The organism is Planctomycetaceae bacterium, assembly GCA_041398825.1.
GTDB lineage: Bacteria > Planctomycetota > Planctomycetia > Planctomycetales > Planctomycetaceae > F1-80-MAGs062.
On the sequence record JAWKTX010000008.1, the window covers coordinates 253,796 to 272,952 of the forward strand.

9 protein-coding genes are annotated in these 19,157 nt (G+C 54.8%); 5 read left to right on the top strand and 4 right to left on the bottom strand.

Annotation, left to right across the window (positions count from 1 at the left end; translation table 11 throughout):
* Nucleotides 1-19: 19 nt before the first annotated feature.
* The 4 genes from R3C20_15945 to R3C20_15960 all read left to right on the top strand — a co-directional run bounded on the left by R3C20_15945 (nt 20) and on the right by R3C20_15960 (nt 15,357).
* Nucleotides 20-9,439: a hypothetical protein gene (locus tag R3C20_15945; GenBank protein ID MEZ6041995.1), complete on the top strand. Its 9,420-nt coding sequence runs from the start codon at nt 20-22 to the stop codon at nt 9,437-9,439.
* A 98-nt stretch (nt 9,440-9,537) separates the two neighbouring features.
* Nucleotides 9,538-10,032 (top strand): fibronectin type III domain-containing protein, encoded by a 495-nt coding sequence (locus R3C20_15950; protein ID MEZ6041996.1) that lies wholly within the window; start codon nt 9,538-9,540, stop codon nt 10,030-10,032.
* A gap of 135 nt (nt 10,033-10,167) precedes the next feature.
* A complete protein-coding gene (locus R3C20_15955) occupies nt 10,168-10,599 on the top strand; it encodes a hypothetical protein (protein MEZ6041997.1) in 432 nt (143 codons plus the stop codon).
* A gap of 411 nt (nt 10,600-11,010) precedes the next feature.
* Complete coding sequence (locus tag R3C20_15960; GenBank protein MEZ6041998.1) at nt 11,011-15,357, top strand: hypothetical protein; 4,347 nt, start codon at nt 11,011-11,013, stop codon at nt 15,355-15,357.
* 96 nt (nt 15,358-15,453) lie between these two features.
* Here R3C20_15960 and R3C20_15965 read toward each other — a convergent pair whose 3' ends face one another.
* From R3C20_15965 to R3C20_15980, 4 genes are all read right to left on the bottom strand, one after another.
* Complete coding sequence (locus tag R3C20_15965; GenBank protein MEZ6041999.1) at nt 15,454-15,849, bottom strand: transposase; 396 nt, start codon at nt 15,847-15,849, stop codon at nt 15,454-15,456.
* Between the two features lie 12 nt (nt 15,850-15,861).
* The gene (locus R3C20_15970; GenBank protein ID MEZ6042000.1) at nt 15,862-16,137 is read right to left on the bottom strand and encodes a hypothetical protein; all 276 of its coding nucleotides are present in this window, start codon (nt 16,135-16,137) and stop codon (nt 15,862-15,864) included.
* 623 nt (nt 16,138-16,760) lie between these two features.
* Nucleotides 16,761-17,207: a hypothetical protein gene (locus R3C20_15975; protein ID MEZ6042001.1), complete on the bottom strand. Its 447-nt coding sequence runs from the start codon at nt 17,205-17,207 to the stop codon at nt 16,761-16,763.
* Nucleotides 17,208-17,640: 433 nt separating this feature from the next.
* A complete protein-coding gene (locus R3C20_15980) occupies nt 17,641-18,216 on the bottom strand; it encodes a response regulator (GenBank protein MEZ6042002.1) in 576 nt (191 codons plus the stop codon).
* A 314-nt stretch (nt 18,217-18,530) separates the two neighbouring features.
* Here R3C20_15980 and R3C20_15985 point away from each other — a divergent pair, with 314 nt between their 5' ends.
* Nucleotides 18,531-19,151 (top strand): response regulator, encoded by a 621-nt coding sequence (locus R3C20_15985; GenBank protein MEZ6042003.1) that lies wholly within the window; start codon nt 18,531-18,533, stop codon nt 19,149-19,151.
* Nucleotides 19,152-19,157 lie beyond the last annotated feature (6 nt).

The following is a 19,157-nucleotide window of genomic DNA, read 5'->3' on the forward strand; positions in this document are numbered from 1 at the left end:
CGGTTTGGGAGAAAAAAACATGAATAAACGCACTGTACTGACGATGTTACAACGATTCCTGAGCACCAAACAACATGGACGTCGGATTCGTCGGAACAGTCGTCGCAGCGTCTGGTCGCATCGTTCTTCCGGAGCACAGCTGGTTGAACATCTGGAAGACCGAACGCTTCTGGCTGTTGTTTCAGCATTCGACAGTGTGACGGGACTGCTCAGTGTGAATGCTGACGCAGCGGACAACATCAACATCACGGCTGTTCTGGGCGAGGTGAAGATCAATGGTGCCGATCCGGACACAGGCGTTGCTTTCGCTGAGGGGGTCGTGACGATCAATGTCACGGCAACCGGCAATTTTCCGAACGTGATTGATCTGCGGAACATTGATCCGGCGGTGTTCGGCGGTGTTACAGGAGTAACGATTAAAGGCGGAGCTGGCGATGACGAGATTATCGCACCCCGAATCAGTTCGCTGGTCCAGGGAGAAGACGGCAACGACGTACTGCTTTCCGGAGACGGCGACGACGTAATCGAAGGTGGGGCAGGGAATGACCTGATCTACGTTCTTGATGGAAACGATACATATCGCGGCGGCGATGGCGACGACGTCTACGAATTCGTGGGCAACCTGCCCGGTGGCCTCGGCAGCAACACGTTCGATGAAACCGCGACCGGCATCGACACGTTTGAGTTCAGTCAGTTCACAACGGGCGTCACTTTCGATGCCGGTACAACGGCCACTCAGTCCGTCGCTGCAGGGACAACCATAACGCTGCAGAACGGTTCGACAATCGAGGTGATCACAGGCGGCCAGGCTGACGACAATCTGACGGCAGCGCCTGGGCTTGACACACGGCTCAGCGGTGGCGATGGCAACGACACGCTGGTCGGTTCATCCGGAAATGACACACTCAGCGGGGGCTTTGGCGACGACGATCTCGACGGCGGACCTGGCAATGATGTGTTCGAAGCGATCCTCGGTCAGGATATCGTGACCGGCGGCGCGGGCTCGGACACGATTGATTTCTCAACGCGATCCACGGGAGTAACGTTTGACCTCGACCTTTCGGGGATTCTGCAGTCACTCGGCGGTCCGGAAGGCGTAACTCTGAACGACGCTATCGAAAACGTCATCGGCTCAATGCAGGCCGACACCTTCCAGGCCGACTTCCTGCCCGGCGGTGTGACGCGACTGATTCAGGGCAGCGATCCGACAATGTCGCCAGGTGATGAACTAATTGTCGACTTTCAAAATGCCGCGGGCGGCTACACGATGCGAGGTGTTGGCAGGGGCGACTACCGGTTGCTCGGTGGTGGCTTCGGTCAAATCGACTTTGAAAGCATTGAGAGTCCGGGACACCAGAACATCGCATCGCTGAATTTCACACTGCAGCCAGACGTACCGGCAGGCCCTTACAGAATTTCCCGAGAAGGTGACAGCATCTTCTTCACAGACGATGAGGGCTCAATCTATGGCAGCGACGGCAGCGATTTCATCCACTTTATCGAAGTGATTGGTTCAGATGCTGCAGACGATGAACTCATTGTCGATCTCACCGGCGGCCCCATTGCGCCACCTGCAGGCATCCACTTCTCCGGCGGTGTTGGCGGTAACGATTTGCTGACCATGCTGGGTAACGGAACCGGGGATTATACCTACGCTCCCAGTGCCACGACGTTTGGTGATGGTGAAATCAGCGAAACTGGCGGCCTGCAATTGACTTTCGACGGGCTGGAACCAGTAAACCTGATGGGGTTTGGCAGTATCACCGTTGCGCCTCCGAACGCGGATGATCAACTAACGCTGGAGGGTGCTGTATTCGGCGGTGACGGATACCTGGTGGTTCGTGGCACATCGGGTGGTGTCGCGATGGAGGAGCTGCGAGTCGCCAATGGCACCCTGCTGAAGATCGACACCACGGCGAACAGTGCCGATGGCAATGATGTCATTGACGTCAATGGCAGTACCACGCTTCACGGTGTCACCAATGTCGAGATCGTAACTGGTTCAGGCCTGGATCAGGTTCGCGTTAACGGCACAGAGACACTGATCGGCTCAATGACAATCAGCAGCCGGGGTGAAGTCGTTGGCAACGGCAATGGGTTCCTGGATTCGATGGTGAACGTACGCGGTGCGACGGTTGATCCGAAGGGAGGTGGCGTGGGCATACTCCGCACTGGACCAATCAGCTTTGATGCAGGTTCGACTTTCAAAGCTGAAGTCCGCGGCAAGTTACCCGGCAGCGATCATGATCAACTGGTCGTACATGGAGCCGCAGATCTCGGCGGTGCCGCACTGGACGTTTCCGGAGCAATTGTCGGCACCTCTCCAGGAGACGTGATCGTCCTGATCAATCTTGCGAATTCCGGCAGTTCTGTCAGCGGTACATTTGCTGGCCTGCCGGAAGGCACACAGGTCCTGCTCAATGGTCAGAATTTCTCAATCAGCTATGTCGGCGGAGACGGAAACGATGTGACTCTAACCGCGACAGCTGTCCCACCAATGGAGGTCTACGTCGACGACGACCTGTTCGGCACGGCCAATGGAACGCCGATTGCCGATGCCAATCCGGACGCTCCAGGAGCACAACCCGGGACGTTTGGCGTTGATGTGTTTTCAAGGATCGTCGATGGAATTGCGGCCATTTCGGCTGGAGGAACCGTTCATGTGGTCGGGGGGCTGTACGATGAGGACATTCGGATCTCTAAACCGTTGACGATCGATGGCACGAGTTCAGATCGACTCGACACACGTCTTGGTGGAGCTGGAGTTTTCATCGAGTCGGGAGGTGACGACGTCACACTTGGCGACTTGTGGATCACCTCGGAACTGAGTGTTAGCGGCGTCGCGGCACCACTGCTGCGGAATGTGATTTCCAGTGGCTACACCGGCTTGATGGGACGCAACCTAACAGGCGTTCTACGAGTAGAGAGTTCTCTGTTTCAGGCGAACCAATTCACCTCATTTGACGTGGATTCGCCGGGATTGCACGTCGTGATTGAGGATTCGACCTTTCAAGCAAATACGCTGGGGCCGATTCAAATCCAAAACGTTGATTCGCTAACACTGCGCAATGCAATGTTTCGCGAGAATACTGCCGGTATCTTGCTTCGATCGATCGGAACGTTGACCTACGACACGGAGCGCAGTGAGGTCAGTGACGATATCGAGTTTAGCAATAACACGCTAATGCACCGCAGAAACGGAGTAGAGCGAGACCCGCTTGAGCTACTAAGTATTCAAAACCTGGTCATCAATACTTTTGGCGGTGAGGACCACGTTACAGGGCGACCGCATTCCGCAATGATCGCCACCATCGATACTGGAAACAACCTGACCGGGGACAGTATCACGATCGAAGGCTCCGAAATAAGCGATAGTTTTACAACAACCATCAATGGTACCGACACGGAACTCCATAACGGCACGCAAGCGCCGGTGATCATGCGTGGCATGGAGAGTCTGGTACTCAGAGGAAATGCGGGCGCGGATCGCTTCGATGTTACTCCGACTCGAGACTATGCCATTCTGGTTGATGGCGGTGATCCAATTGGTCAAAACGGAGAACCATCCAGCTTCGATGTTCTGAATATCGTCGTGCAAGCCCAGCAGTTCAGCTACTTGAATGGACCGGAAGTTGATTCTGGCAGCATCGTTATCGATGACTACCTGCCGATTAGCTTTGATCAAGTCGAGTTGGCAGAGCTGCAAGCGCTGCCCGCGCCAGATGGACTGCCTACGTTCAAGTCGTTTCCGCTGCCATTTGGCAACCCCAAGAGTAATCCAGTAGACGTCGAATCGGGCGGAGATGGCGAAGTTAAGGTCTCTCAGGGGAATTTCCAACTCACGTTTTCCGAATTGGAACCTGAAGAGCAAGTAGTACTCGATCTTACCGAAAGCTCGGACGACGTTAGCTTCAATTTTGATGGCCAGCCCTATGCGCAGGATTTTGTTATCCGCGGGCGCGGTGAGAATTCGGTCTTTCTGAATGGCGGTACTTTTGAAGAAACAACTCTGAATCTTCTGGAAGACGGAAAGGCACAAGTCACCATCAATCCAACGATCACGATGGATGGCATATTTGAGCTCGTCATCAACTCGAACGTGCGAACTATCCACCTCAACGGCAGCGGTGCCAACGATGAGTTTGTTATTGACGACGCTCTCACTGGCGTTGCTTCAGTTACTCTTGCACCAGCGCCATCTCTGTTACCCTTCAAAGTCAATCTGCCCGACGCAGCCGAAGTACTGGCGATCAGAGGAGGGGGCGGTGATGATCTTGTTCGTGTGAATACAATGGCAGGTTCGACGGAGCGGGACCTAACTGTCATACCCCGGGAGGATTCGCTGACGCTTGCGTCAGGGAATCGTCAGTTGAGTCTTGAAGCGTTTTCCGGAACTTTGGCGATCAACAACACGAACCCGTTGAGTTCTCTGAATTTTGATCTGTCAACGATGGCAAACCAGGTACAAGTGAATGCACCGGAAAGCGATTCCAACAGGATCGAAGTGACGGGGCTCGGTGGTGAGACCAAAATCATTGCCGTACTCATTGGGCGGACATCGTTCCTTGGCGACGGTGATGACATAGTCAATATGGAGTTGGCCACCTCGCCCGGTTCCTCAATTCAGGTTGCAGGCATCGATGGCGCCGATTTGGTTTCGCGTGCTGGCAACTGGGGGCGTGCCGGCAACTGGGGGATCGTCACGTCAGGACTGGATAACCTGACAATCGAAAGCACCGGCGGTAATGGGGAGGTATCCTTCGATGTCACTTCGCTTCATGGTGCCAACAGCTACACCGCCAACCTGCAGGAATCGGATATCGCCCGGATCGAAGGCGGTGCTGCAATTAGCGACAATATGGTCATCGGTCGCTATGGAAACGCGTGGCATCCGGTCGGCGCAGAATTGGTTTCCGGTGGAGCCAACGTGCGCGTCGCAGGTGCAGGCCGTCTGGAAGTGCGCACTGGTGGCGGTGATGACACGTTGACGATCGACGTAGATCAATCTCGCGGTTCTGACTTGATTGGAATGCCCCTATTCTTCGATGGTGGCGAAGGCGGATACGACACATTGGAGTTAGTGGGGAATCCAGCAACTGCAGTCGAAAACGCTAACTACCGCCCCGGACCGGATACTCATAACGGCAGTCTGGAGTTCACCGATGCGGTACAACAACGCCTGATGAACGTTGAATTTGCGGGACTGGAACCAGTCCGGAACACTGTCTACGGAAGTTACCACAACGTGTACGGTACGCCGCTGGATGAGAATATCACGTACACGACCGTATCCCAATCCGCGGGACTGTTGTCAGGCAACCGGAGGTTTGGAAACGTTTCGATTGACGACAAAGAGGCCTATTCATTCCTGGTGGAGAATCTCACGGTCCCTCCGACCCTGCTTCTGTTTGGCGGAGGCGGACGCGATCGGTTCGATGTAGAACTGCCATTTCAGCCGGGGATCGATACGCTCAGTGGTATCTCAGTCATTGGTGGAGCGACGTCGTCTGGTGCAGTACGAGAGCAAACAGAGTTAATCCTGCGAGGGTCCAGTCACGACGAGACCTTTGAATTCGAAGCGGACTCCACCAGTCTTCCTTATACACGGCTTTACGCATCACAGACTGGGGCATTGCAGCGGGTCAAGATCGAAACCGATGCCATCGAAGATATCCTGATTCCCGCGTCAGGCGGTCAGGACACGCTTACGATCGCGGGATCTGACCAGGCAGAGAACCTCGAGTTCCGTCCATCTCCGGAAAGTCCAGGTTACGGATCGTTCGTCGCACCATACACTTATGACGTCTCGTATTCCGAAGCGGATGCCCGATCCCCATCTGGTTTAAACACACTGACTGCATTTTCGATGGGGACACTCAGTGCCGACTTAGACGCCGGTCGCGATTCCGTCACAATGTACGGTACAGAGTTCAACGACAATTTTCGCGTGACCGCCACTTCAGCGGAGATTCGATCAGGCAATCCCATTTCACTGAGCAACCATGAGTCGATCCGAATTGAATCGCTTGGCGGCGACGACTGGATTGACGTCGTGAATCCCATCGCCATTGATGTTCATGTCGATGCTGGCACGGGAGACAACGACCGGCTTGTGGTGGATGGCCCGGCTGCGAATGCTCAATTCTATCCTTTTGAAGACGTGCGATCCGGCCGACTAGTGACTCAGCGCGCAGGAAGACCACGCACAATCGATTACGCCGGCGTCGAAACGTTGGCTGCAGGGTTCGACAACTGGGATACCGCTGTTACCGTCTATGCAGATGACGGTGAGAATGACATCACCATCAACCACGACAGTGACACGCATATCAGCATTGATGATCGCACAAAAATTGAGATCTATGGAATCAGCTCGGACGCCAGAATTTGGGTTGACGGGAAAAAAGGGGCAGATCGCTTTGCGACAACGTTGTCGGATCAGGATCTGCACCTGGACGCAGGTGATCTGGACGCATTCGACAGTGTGACGTTCTACGCTCAGAACGCTCAGTATCAGCCTGATGCCACTTTCAGCAACGGAAGAGCCAATCTGTCTCTTGCGGGATTCGATGAGATTATTGTGGAAGCGGATTCTCTGCTGGCTCGGAGTGACGAATCGATTCCTTCGGCCCGCTTCAGGGTGACAGGCAGTGATGATCCACAGGCCAAAGCCGTGGCTTTGGTCGTACCGAATGAAGGGAATTCCATTCCGCGTGTTGGCATCCTTGGATCAGACCGCGAAACCGTGTTGAACGATCCCGAATTCCCTTCGGAGACCAATGGAGGAGTGGCTTTCGCGACCGGAAACCTCAATGCACATGGCAATCTGTATTTCGACGTTGCCAGTTCCGATAGCGAGTCGGTCCCAGGCTTTGAATTGTTCGCCGCGGTGGTCGAATCTTGTGAGTTTGTTGACATCCCGACAGGCGGGCTAATCTCCGTGCAGATTGACCACAACCACCGTGTGGCGGGCCGGGGAACCGTACCGTTCGGAGGCAACAGTTTGATCTCCGTGCAGATTGACCACAACCACCGGATCGCCGCCATTGTTGACAACGATCCGACAAACAGTGGCAGTCGCATGCACTCCGTATTGGAGGTTCTCGACGCAGCCGGTGAAGTTGTTCTGGCCAGCGGTAGCAATATCGCCGGAGCCACGGGCAACGGATTGTTAACAAACCCTCTGCCAGCAGGCACGTATCTGGTGCGTATTTCGAACAACAACCCTGTTGGCGAGGGCAACTTTGAACTGGTGATCTTTGATGTCAATGATGCCAGCGCTGTGACAGCTGAAGACGGGCCATTCCCTGTTAGCGGAAGTCTCGAACCGGGCCAACATGCTTCAGGCACGCTGCCAGGAATGCCAGGTACCGATGATATCGTGACTCTCACACCACTCGGCGACCAACAATCGATATTGCGGTTCAACGCGGCCACACCACTGACTTTACGCGACGTCGAGATTGTGGCCATCGATGCACTTGCCGGCAACGATTTGCTGCGTGTCATTGGCAGTGAGAACTCGGACTCAATTGCCTTGTTAAGCGGCGAACTGTTCATGAATCACCAATCGTTTCTTCACAGCAACTTCGAATCGCTCTCACTTCTGACGGGCTCGGGCGATGACAAGGTTGGAGTCAGTCAGTCGCTATCCGTCGCCGGCTACGTGCGTGTTGATGGAGGCGACGGAGCGGATCGCCTGGAGATGCAGCTTGACGGTCCAACTGCTCAGTTGATGCTGCCAGGGTTGCTGCAGGATTCGCGGCTCGTGACCAGTGTTGCTGTCGAGTCGTTTTCGCTGACTGGTTCGATGGATGAACTCGGGAATTTTACAGACATTATCGTCACTGGTTCGGCTGGAACCAACAGGTCTGTTGCTGTCACTCCGCAGTCCGTAGACACGGTCGATATTACCTCCGGCGTGTTCAGTGCCGAGCTTACAATGGCTGGTCAAATTACGATTTCTTCTGCAATGCCACCACTGGGTTCCAAAAGAACAATTCACCATGTTGAAGTGTATGGAAGCATGCTGGACGACACGATCGAATTGTCGGCATCAGAAGTCAGCTTCGACGGCGCATTGAAAACCATTGGACTATCGGGGATTGCGTCCGTTGCCGTCAGCGGAGGTCCGGGACGTGATACCTTCAGGGTAACGCCGTCAGCGACGACATCCTTTCATATCGACGGAGGAAATCCGATTGGTTTTGGTGATTTCCTTTATGTCACCCCTGGTTCAGGTTCCTTAATTCAGCATGCCGGGCCAACGAATGATTCCGGTGGATTCGAAGTCAGTGGAATGCAGCCGATCAGTTATGTTCACATCGAAAACACGGTGCTGACGTATCAGCCGGTTGGCATCCAGCCCGCTTCGCCATCACGAGACGGCTTACCGCAACTCGCATGGTCGTCGGTGATCGACGTGGTTTCGTACGAAGTGGAACTTGTGAATCTTACGGCTGGCAGTCATCCTGTGCTTCTGGAAGCCGAGGACACCGTATTTCACCCAGCCGCACCGCTTGATTTGGGGCAGTATCAGTTTCGGGTTCGGGGAGTGTTTTCGAGTGGTGATAAAACAGCCTTCAGTGATCCAGTGACGTTTCTGGTCCAGACGCAGACGCAGTTTTCTGGTGAGCAGACCAGCCGGGACGGTCTTCCCGATATTCAATGGTCCCCGGTTGCCGGGGCTGAGCGTTATGACCTCTGGATTGATAATCGTACAACAGGCGAACGCCAGTTCGTGCGGCAGCAGAACCTTACGGAAACGTTGTTCACACCCGAAACGGCATTTCCGATTGGACTGTATACCGTTTGGGTTCGCCCGTTTGGTGCGAACAACTTTGGAGGAACCTGGGCAGCGATGCCGCTCAGAGTGATCACGCCTTCAATCATCACGGCTCCCGTCGGCGGAACAGTGGGGAATACTCCGACGTTTGAATGGACCAGCGTTCCGGGAGCAGAAACGTTTGATCTCTGGGTGCGTCAACTGACTCCCGTCGTCCACGATCAGATTCTGCGAATTCAGGATCTGACATCGACTTTGTACCGAACGGAAACTCCATTACCCGCAGGATCCTACGTGTTCTGGGTGCAGGCTCAGGGAGCGAACGGTTTCCAGTCTTCCTGGAGTCTGGCGGCCCGTTTCAATACCCTTGCTCCGCCGGTGGTATTGGGTCCGACCTCGGCCACATCTTCAACAATGTCGCCGGTCTCCTGGTCCGCGGTCCCCGATGCATTGAACTATGAACTGGAAGTCACAGACTCATCGAATAACGTTATCATTCGTCGGGCCAATCTGACTGGGACATCGTTCACACCATCCCCCCCCTTTCTTGATGGAGTCGAGTATCAGGTTCGTGTCAGAGCCGTCGACGTTTCGGGAAATACCGGAAGCTGGAGCAGTATCGTTTCGAAACACCGCCGGCACGCGTGCAACTGATTGGACCGGGTGGAAATAACGGGGGCAATGGGCTGCCCGAAGGGCCTGTCCTGTTCACGTGGAACAGTGCTGCAGGGGCAGTCCGGTATGAGTTCTGGGTGAACCGAATTGACAATGCCGGACCGTCAAATCGCGTGCTGTATGAATCCGGGCTGACGGAGACCAGTTTCACATCGGGTTTGATGGAAGCGGGGACTTACCGCTTCTGGGTGCGTGCCATCAATAGTGCCGGGAGGGCTGGGATCTGGTCAGCCCCGCTGGATTTTCAGATCAGTGATCTTGAGAATTCACAAGACGGCACTCAGGAGACCCGGTTGCTGACACAGCTGACGAACCCGGTTGCAACGCCTGCTGCAAAGGAAGCGACGATCAACGGTACCACACGCGACAGGGCGTCCGCTCGTTTCAGCCGTGATCGTGACGATGCCATTGTTTTTAAGGGGCGACCCGGGTTGGAACGATCGGCTGACTATGAAGCTGTGGATGTGAGCACGAACCTTCAGAATACCAGCAACCCTGATTCGGGCCGATTCAACGATGTCGACCGCCTCACCGATCTTGCCTTTTCAGAATGGCCCGGGCTGACAAGTTGAAAACCGGATGTTCAGAACTGCCTTGCAACTTGCAGCCGGCGATTTTGCGACCAGCACGAGCGGCGACTTCGGTCGACATACAAATCAAAAGACCCTCGACAAACTGATGGTCGAGGGTCTTTAAGGCTTTGTGTTGTGGGTTTCTGGATCGTTCCGGGACGGCTGCCCAGCAGGACCTACACAATAGCGGCCAGTGATGCCAAAGACGCACGGATTGAACATGGCCGGAAAGCTGGCTGGCTGGCCCCCGTGGAGTTGGAGCCGAAGCGAAAGAAGGTTCGCGAGAAGCGTTCAACTTGCCGAGCCGCCAACAAGGGCTGCGTCGTCATGTCGTTGGCAGAGTACCTGCAACTGCTCGAGTGGACCGGCCGCGAATTGCAACCCGGCAAACGCGGGTCCATCCCAAAGAACACTGCGCCGATTCTGGACAGACTGAATCTGTCCAACGAACTCTGGCTGCACGCAGTAGAACTCTTCGGCAAACGCCGAGCCGCCAATCGCGTGACACCGGCCTCAAAGTTCAACGCCAACGCAAGGCCCAACGTACAGCCAGCGGCAGTTCAGTAGTCAGGTATTGGCCGAAACCGAACGATCAGTTTCGACGCGATTCAGCTGCAAAGAGCGGGGCCGACCGGAATGACGCGATTGCCGTCTGATCGTCGGCTTACTGCTGCGTCGACTTTCCGGGAGGAGTCGGCCTGAAAGGCTGGAGAGATGGCTCCGCACACCGCAGTTCGCTGATTTTGGCCTGCCTCGTCGAGATTGGCCGGACCTGCCGGTGACGACTGTAGAGCCATTTGGTTGCACGGAGTATTCTGCGATGGATTAGGGGGTGCGTGAGATGTTACGATCTTTCGGGAAAACCGTCTGGATAAACAACGACCGCACTGTCGATCCGAACTCGGACCATTGATTCGCTGACTTTCTGCACTCAGCAGTGCCGCCACACCTGACTCCAATCAGCCATTACGCAACGCCATGACTGCCAAACGATCCTTTGTCAAAGCACTGTTCAGCCGATTGGTTCCCTCTGCCTTCGAATTGCTGCGGCCATTCACTCCCCGCCGCCGCTCCCGCCGTCGCCACCAAACATCCATCACCGAACCCCTCGAAGTCCGCCAACTGCTGACGACGGGGCTCGTGGAGTTGATTCACGATACCAATACCATTCCAGCAGGTTTTACCGATGACTTTGCCGCGAAGCCGCCGTTCAGTGCAACTATTAACGGCATCGTCATCACACTGGTAACTCCACAGGGGAAAGGAACATCGCTTTGGCGAAGTGACGGGACAGTGAAAGGAACTTTCCCACTCACTGACAATTCAACTCCATTTTGGACTTCTGTGAGCGAACCTGTTCAGTCAGGAAACCTCGTCTATTTTGCTCATGACGATGGCGTGGCCGGATGGGAGATTTGGCGCACGGATGGGACCATCGAAGGAACGTTCATGGCAGCTGATCTGGTATTCGGTCCCGGGAGCAGTACTCCGACCAAGATTCAGGCTAGTTCCGTCGGTGTTGTGTTTGAGGCCGTTAATCGGTCTGGGGCATTTCAAGTATGGAAATCTGACGGAACCAAGGAAGGGACCATACGACTTGTTTCAAATTGGGATATGCCAAATGTGACCCGCATAGAACAGTTGGTCACGACGGAAAACGACATCTACTTGTTGACGAACTTTGTGTCGAACCGATGGACAGACAGTGTCTGGAGGTTTGATGGTGACACGTTACAGCTTGAATTGATTGTGCAAAGCAATTCTTACCGTGATTTCACGGCTCTGTATTGGGCTGGCGGAGAACTTTATATACCGCGTGCCCTCACTCGAGCTGAGCCAAAAATATGGAAGTGGATTGAATCCACGAACTCCTTGGAAGCTCTGCTCGACGCGAGGACCAATGCGCCTTTGATTTCACCATCTCGCTATTTCGCCACGAACGACGGGCTATTTGTATCGGCGGCCGTGTCGAATTCGATCAGAGGCTACTGGTACTTTGACAGTGGTGGAGCTAGCGCGTATCCGCTGAAATATGATGGAGATGTAGCAGAAATCAGGTCGATCGTGGCGACCCAGGATGTCACCTTGATTCGCCAATATGGGATTCGAGAGACGATTCTTGCATTCGACCCAGTCGACAGAACATTGCAGGAATGGGCAATAAATCCTGCAGACCATCTGAGTGAGTTTTACGTTCTGAATGACGCGCTCTACTTTACCGCGCCGTATTCATCGGACGGGCAAAGACCGAATTTGGCGCTTTGGTTATGGGACTTCCAGAGGCAGCGAAGTGTGCTGATTGCTCAGAATGCGTATACAAGTCCATGGTCTTTTCCCCTGGGACGCGCTGCCAATGGTTTCGTTAGTCTCAAAAGCGTGCCTGACGCTCCTGGAGCGGTGTTCGAGTTCAACGTGTCCGATGCTGATGGCCTCAATCAGTGGATAGACGTCAGTCCCGGCACCGCCGACGGAGATGTGTTATCAATAATCGAATCGGAGCGGCGTCTGTTTTGGCTCACCGACGGAAAGAGCACCGGGACCATCTCGAGCGACAATGTATTGTGGGTCCATGATGATTTGGACGATCATGTTGTCAGACTGGCCGCTGACCGAACTGCGGTCACGGAAATCATTGCTAGTCCTCAGAATACGGCGATTGTTGTCGATCACATTCGTGATTCATTGGGCAAATATCACCGCGAAGGCGTCTGGACTGTTGTCGGGGATGAACTTCACCGACTTACCGACATGTCCGTCCGAGATGCTGTGATTGCGCCGAACGGAATGAGCTATCTGCTTGTTGAGGGCGACGATGCAGGTCTTTGGATTTCGGACGGATCAACTGAAGGGACCCGCCTCGTCAAGGAAATCAGCAGATGGGCCGCAGGTGGGTGGACTCCCGGCATCCTGGAATTTGTTGACGGCACGCTGTACTTCCAAGTGGGCAATACGGTGTGGAAATCTGATGGCACAGCCCAAGGTACCCAGCAAATGCTGGCTGAGTTGTCTTGGGAATCAGCACCCCACGAGCCAGTTATTCACGCTGGCGGTGGACTGGCCTGGGTTGATTCTGATGGTCTCATTCAGGTGCTTGGGTCAGATGGACAGCTTGGGCCGCTTGATCTTTCGGCGATTGACGTCGCTTTGTATCGATGCAATCAATTGATCAGATCGCCGTCAGGTGATGCACTATATGCCATCTTGAGCTATTCCAATATTGCTAGTCAAAATGCAAACTACCGAATGATCGCGAAGGTCGATCCGCAGACGCTCCAAGCGGAGGTCATTTTTAAAGCCGATCAGTTCACGGGAATTGCAGCTATTGAAATCCTCGGCAGTCGACTTGTTTCCAGACTGAGTCGGCGCGAATCCATTGAAATCGTTGCATTCGACCTCACCACATACGAATCGACGAAACTCACGTCCATTGATTCCATGTATTCCTTTCAATTGACGTGGGGAGAGGCACAACGGTTATGGAAGGCTGATTCACGAATCGTTTTCGTAAGCGGCCTCGACCCAGTTGATCATTATCTGCACCTTTGGGTGACGGATGGAACGGTCGATGGCACATTCGAGCTGGAGCATTCCCTGGAAGACTTGCAAATCCTTCCCAAAACGTCCTTTGTCCACTACGACGGCGGCATTGCGTTTGTTGCCGCGTTGCCGGAAACCGGTTACGAGTTATTTCGTATTCGCACGGATGCGGCGGTGCCTGAGTTGGATGGGGCGGCGATTGATGTCACAGGCGGGCAGTCGGTGGTGACGTGGCCGGAGGCTCGGGCGGCGGTGCAGTATGACGTCTGGATTAAAGACCTGACTGATCCGAAGGCGCAGCCGATTCAGCGGCGAGTCAACGAGGCGTCGCTGATGCTGGATGAAGAGCTCACCGGTTCTGCCTATCGCATTGCCGTGCGTTCGGTGAATGTGCTGGGTGAAACGACGGCGTGGAGTTCTCCGGCAGATGTATCCGTCGGCGATGTCCCCGTTGTCTATTGGCATGCGGCGCGAACAACGTCGGCTGCACCAGGGTTTGCATGGTCGGCGCCGCCCAATGCGGTGGCTCATGAAATCTGGGTGACCAATACCGATACAAAAACGCGAGCCTTCTATGAACGTGATCTGACGGACTTGTCCTTCACGGCGACTTCGCCGCTTGATCATGGTCACCATGTCGTTTGGGTGCGATCGGAATTGTCCGATGGTTCGTACTCGGACTGGAGCCAACCGGTCGCCTTCGATGTGCTTGCACCTGCACTGGAAGCAACCAGCGGAACGAGCCTGCAAACAACGCAGCGGTTTACAATCACGTGGCCCGACGTGGATCTGGCGACATCGTACGAAGTGCGAATCATTCCCGAAGGCGCGACGGCTTCTGCGTATCGAGCCATCGGCATCACAGGAACCAGCCATCAGGTGAATCGCGATTTGCTTTCCGGACGCTACACGGTTTTGCTTCGAGCCTGGAGAGGCGATCGGGCGCTGACCGAATGGGGTGACGGCCAGTCGCTCACGCTGCAGATGGCTCCCATTCAGATTCGGGCGACTGCGGCTCGCATTGTCTGGCCAGGCAGTTCCCTGGATCTGTCGTATCAAATCGAAGTGCGACGCGCGTTTGATGGTGCCGTTATTGTGCCTGTGACTACGGTTAATGATCCGGAGTATGTTCCCGGAGCGCCGTTTGGCCCGGGAGTATACTCCATCCGCGTTCGCACCCACTTTGCCGACGGATCGACATCGATCTGGTCTGATCCGGTAACGCTGGATGTGCTTCATCCTGCTGTATCGATCGTGTCATCCGCAGAACCGACAGCCGATGCAACTCCCGTGATCGAATGGACGCCCGCGACAACCGGTCCGTCCGCGACCTATGAAATCTACGTGTCCAGCCCGGGCGTTCGAGGTGCGTCGTATCATCGCGAGGGTCTTGTGGGGACGAATCATCGAATCGACCGTCCGCTCTCACTGGGCACTCATCGCATTTGGGTTCGCACGCACTTTGCGGATGGTTCACGCAGTGAATGGAGCGCCGCTCAAAGCCTGGAAATCGGGCCTCGTACGCTCGTCGATTTTAATGCTCCTGCGATTACATGGACGCCTGTTCGAGGTGCCACGCATTACGAACTGTGGGTTGATTATCTGGGCGGCGAATCGCCCGCCGTTCCACAGCTCATCCACGAAGCATTCGTCACCGAAAACCGCTGGACGCTTTCTCCAACGTCGCCGAAAGGCACCTACCGCGTGTGGGTGCGAGCCATCCGCGCCGAATCCGGCGACAAGTACCTGGCACGCTGGAGCACGCCGATTAATTTCCGAGTTGAATAATGTCTTGTTACCGTGCCGCAGGGGGGACCAGGAAGCAACGCGCCCACCGGCCCACCGGTGTTGCGGCATGAAAGTAAGCGCCCGGTGAGGGGCATTCTAATCGTCTGAACAGCGTTGTCGTTCGAGTTTTCGACGTTCTGCGATCTTCCGGCGGTGTTGGGGGTGTGAGGCGAGCCAGGTGTTTGGCAGCAGGGACTCGAGAGGGGCTCCGAGCGGAAGCTGAATCAGCACGTCTTTGAGCCAGGCCCAGGGTTCCACGAGGTTGGCTTTGCAGCTGGCGATCATCGAGATGAGAATGGCAGCGCGGTGGCCGGCCGGTTTGCTGCCGACGAACATCCAGTTCTTGCGACCGATGGCGACGGGACGCATGGCTCGTTGGGACGCGTTGTTGTCAATCGACAAGTCACCGTCGTCAAGAGAGCGATTCAGCGCGGTCCATTGATTGAGCGTGTACGTCGTCGCTTTGCCCGACAGGCTTTCGGGAAGGAACACTTCGGCGTCGAGCTATGTCTTCAGATCGTTCAGCAGCAGACGTGAGTGCTCTTCGCGCAGCAGCTGGCGTTCAGCAGCAGCCGACAGGTCGCGAGTCTCGGTTTTCACTTGGTACAGTTTGTCGATCACGGCCAGCACATGAGAAGCGCGAGCCAGCTTCTTCGCGAGCCTTGTGCCAGTAGCGACGACAGTGCGTCCAGAAGGCCACTTCTTTGATTGCACAATCTTCAACGGCTGGGCGTGCTTCCAGAAGAATGCCAGGCACGCGACGCGGCGAGCGATCTTCATTCGAGATCCAAATGACGGCTCCACACGGCAGATCAATTTCAACGACGGGCGACGTCAGAACCGTCAACGGGACGAACTCGGGGCCAGAGGAAGAATTCAACCCTTTCCTGCCCGAGCGCCTTTGCGCCTCGGGTTTCCCTTCGTCCCGGCAGCTTCCCTTTCGTGGCCAATTTCTGACGCCATCGATAAAACGAATTCGGCGAACCCCCAATCCGCTCACAGAACTCCAACACATTCCGTTCAGATTCTTGCTGCTCACCAACCCAAGCCGCCCACAGCTCCGCCGTAGAATGCCTCGCCATCTGATACCCTCCCGGAAAAATCCAAAAAGTACCAACACCCACAACATGCGCTTCACCGGGCGCTTACGTTTTAACGTCTCCTGCTCGAGCCCGTCCCGTTTTTCGCAACGCTGTTAACAGCCTGTTGGCTTGAATTCACTCCCGTTTGCGCTCACTGCCATCAGGTCAGGCCCGTCGCAACGAGCGGCCTGCTGTCAAACAGAAAAGCCCAGCCGCAGAGAACTGCGGTTGGGCTTCTGGTTTCTTGTCTGCTTCTGCTCTTACCAGCTTCTGCGTGCCTGATTTCTCATCAGGGCCGCGTATCTTCGCTGTGCAATTCAGTTATTGGATCTGAAGAGCTGCCACCTGTTTGATGGCGGCGGTTGCAGCGGCTGCGTCACCACCACATGTCTGCAGCAGTTGTCGAGCAGCCAGCAGCAATTCCAGTCCCTGAGCCGGGGCTTGTGTCACAGCTTCGCTGCGAGCCGGAGCACTCCATGTTCTTGTCGCTCGCTTCTTGCCCGCCCCTACGGGACGACGCTTGCGAACGGTACTGATGCCGAGCTTCCTTCGTGCATTCGCAAATGCAACCTGGCAGCTGTTTTCGTTCAGCGGTTGCTTTGGGAACTTCTTCCTGAGTTGATCAAGAACTTCCCGACCAGTTAACTCTTTGTTCGTCGAGAGCAGATTGCGAATCTCCCTCGCCATATTGAATTCATCACTACTTGCAGCACGCTTGCCCATATTTCCTAATCCAATCTTTTCAGGAGACAGTGATTGGCGATTCATACTTGTCAACACCACCCGTCTCACACAAATGTCGCGGTCGGTGTTTTATGATAACCAATGCCGATTGCATTACTATGAACAGCCTGCCAAAGCATCGATATCTCCGATTGATTTTCATCTTAGAGATACCGTCGCAACACTTGCAGCCAAAAGGCAGCATGTTTTGCAGATGATTTCAGGCATGTAGCAGTCGCTGGATGATGGGGATCTCTCTGGATGCAATCGAATCTCGCCGCAGGTGGCGCGGCCAGTTACAGTTCGGAAGTCACCTATATGCAACGTCAGCAGAATTTGTACGGCTCTTTCACAAGAGCCCCGACAGTCCACTGATCAGCCTGTTGAAAAACGGAACTGGCTCGAGCAGGAGACCTCAGAGCACGACGGTTTACCGTCGTCCTGCGTGCCTGCCCCGGGTCTTCAACGTCTACTTAGCTTAGACGTTTACGATTTCATCCCGAATCAAGGGTGTTCGAAATTCCAGACCCAGATCAGGGCAGGCGATTTCCAGGAACGGGGCACGCTGTGTCGCCGGGGAATTGCTCTTTGGGTTGATCACCTTGATCACCATGTTGGGCAGGTCGCCGAGTGACGAGACGGCAGTCGCAAGCCGATCAACGATCTGTCCCTTCATGAATCGACGCAACGAAACGCCTCGGGCAATTCGGAACAGTAAATCAGAAGCGGGAGCATCCTTGTCGATGAATTCCATCGCGAGGATATGTTCGGACTGACCGCAGTCCGCCTGGGTTGCTCCTGACAACATGAACCGCAGGATTTCGGGATGTGCTTCTGCAACCTGAGTGAGCAGGGAATCCCCTCGCAGTCCAGGCATATTCAGATCAGAGACGATGACGTCAAATCCAAGCCGGTCGATTAGCTCCAGCGCCGCAAATCCATCTTCGATGTAATGAACATCCCATTGAGGATTGCTTCGACGCACAATGCGTCGAATAGCATTAAGCCATGCAGGATCGTCATCGACGAACAGAACCCTTAACACATCAGTCATGACTGTTTCCTCTCGATTAAGTGTCATTGAGTTACATATGGCGCACTCAATCCGTTCGAGTAAGAACAATGACCATCCGAGTCAGAACAAGGTTGTCTGTTTCAACTGTAGATTGCGTAAATGCACTTGAGTCACAAATTCAATGAATTGTGAATTTGACAGGCGAGTCACATAAGCCATGCTTCAGCGGCAGCAAAGATGCACCCCGAAAAGTAGTTCGGGATTCCCCTCGGTTACTGCATGCTTTCGTACGCGTAATTACTGACGCGTATCCACAACAGTCCATGAACCACGCAGACATTGGGGGCAACATGATGCGAAAGAAACAGGTTCTGACGAGCGGTGAAGTCGCCAAACTTTGTAACGTGAACTTTCGCACTGTTCTTCGATGGATTGAGCGCGGGGAATTACCCGCCTACAAACTTCCAGGGAGGGGAGATAACCGCATTCGTGTGGATGACTTCATTGAATTCGCTTCACAGCACCACATGCCGGTGCCGGCAGAGTTTCAGCCCATGCCTCGTCATGCACTGGTTGTTGATGACGAGCCCCACATGGCCCGAAGCATCCGACGTATCCTGACGCGGGAAGGCTTCGACGTAAAAGTGGCAGCCGATGGATTCCGCGCAGGAGTTTATCTGGGCACATATCGGCCGGCGATCGTGACGCTCGACCTGCAAATGCCAGGACTGTCCGGCTTCGATGTTCTGTCATTCGTTCGGCAGATGTCCGGCAAAGAACAGGTTCGAATTCTGGTGGTTTCCGGGATGGACAACGCCAGCCTTGATCGGGCAATGACCGCAGGGGCTGATGCTGTACTGCCGAAGCCGTTTGATAACGATCAGCTGATCGAAAAGGTCAGGGAACTGCTGAGCGACGATTTCAGCGCAGCCCACTCATCGGCTGAGGTCGCAGAGCCTGCGACAGGGCGTTGATTTTAA

What these genes read in the sequence shown, in the direction of transcription:
- R3C20_15945 (MEZ6041995.1), top strand. Translation starts at nt 20, where the DNA reads ATGAATAAACGCACTGTACTGACGATGTTACAACGATTCCTGAGCACC.
- R3C20_15960 (MEZ6041998.1), top strand. Translation starts at nt 11,011, where the DNA reads ATGACTGCCAAACGATCCTTTGTCAAAGCACTGTTCAGCCGATTGGTT.
- R3C20_15970 (MEZ6042000.1), bottom strand. Translation starts at nt 16,137, where the DNA reads ATGAAGATCGCTCGCCGCGTCGCGTGCCTGGCATTCTTCTGGAAGCAC.
- R3C20_15975 (MEZ6042001.1), bottom strand. Translation starts at nt 17,207, where the DNA reads ATGAATCGCCAATCACTGTCTCCTGAAAAGATTGGATTAGGAAATATG.
- R3C20_15980 (MEZ6042002.1), bottom strand. Translation starts at nt 18,216, where the DNA reads ATGACTGATGTGTTAAGGGTTCTGTTCGTCGATGACGATCCTGCATGG.
- R3C20_15985 (MEZ6042003.1), top strand. Translation starts at nt 18,531, where the DNA reads ATGCGAAAGAAACAGGTTCTGACGAGCGGTGAAGTCGCCAAACTTTGT.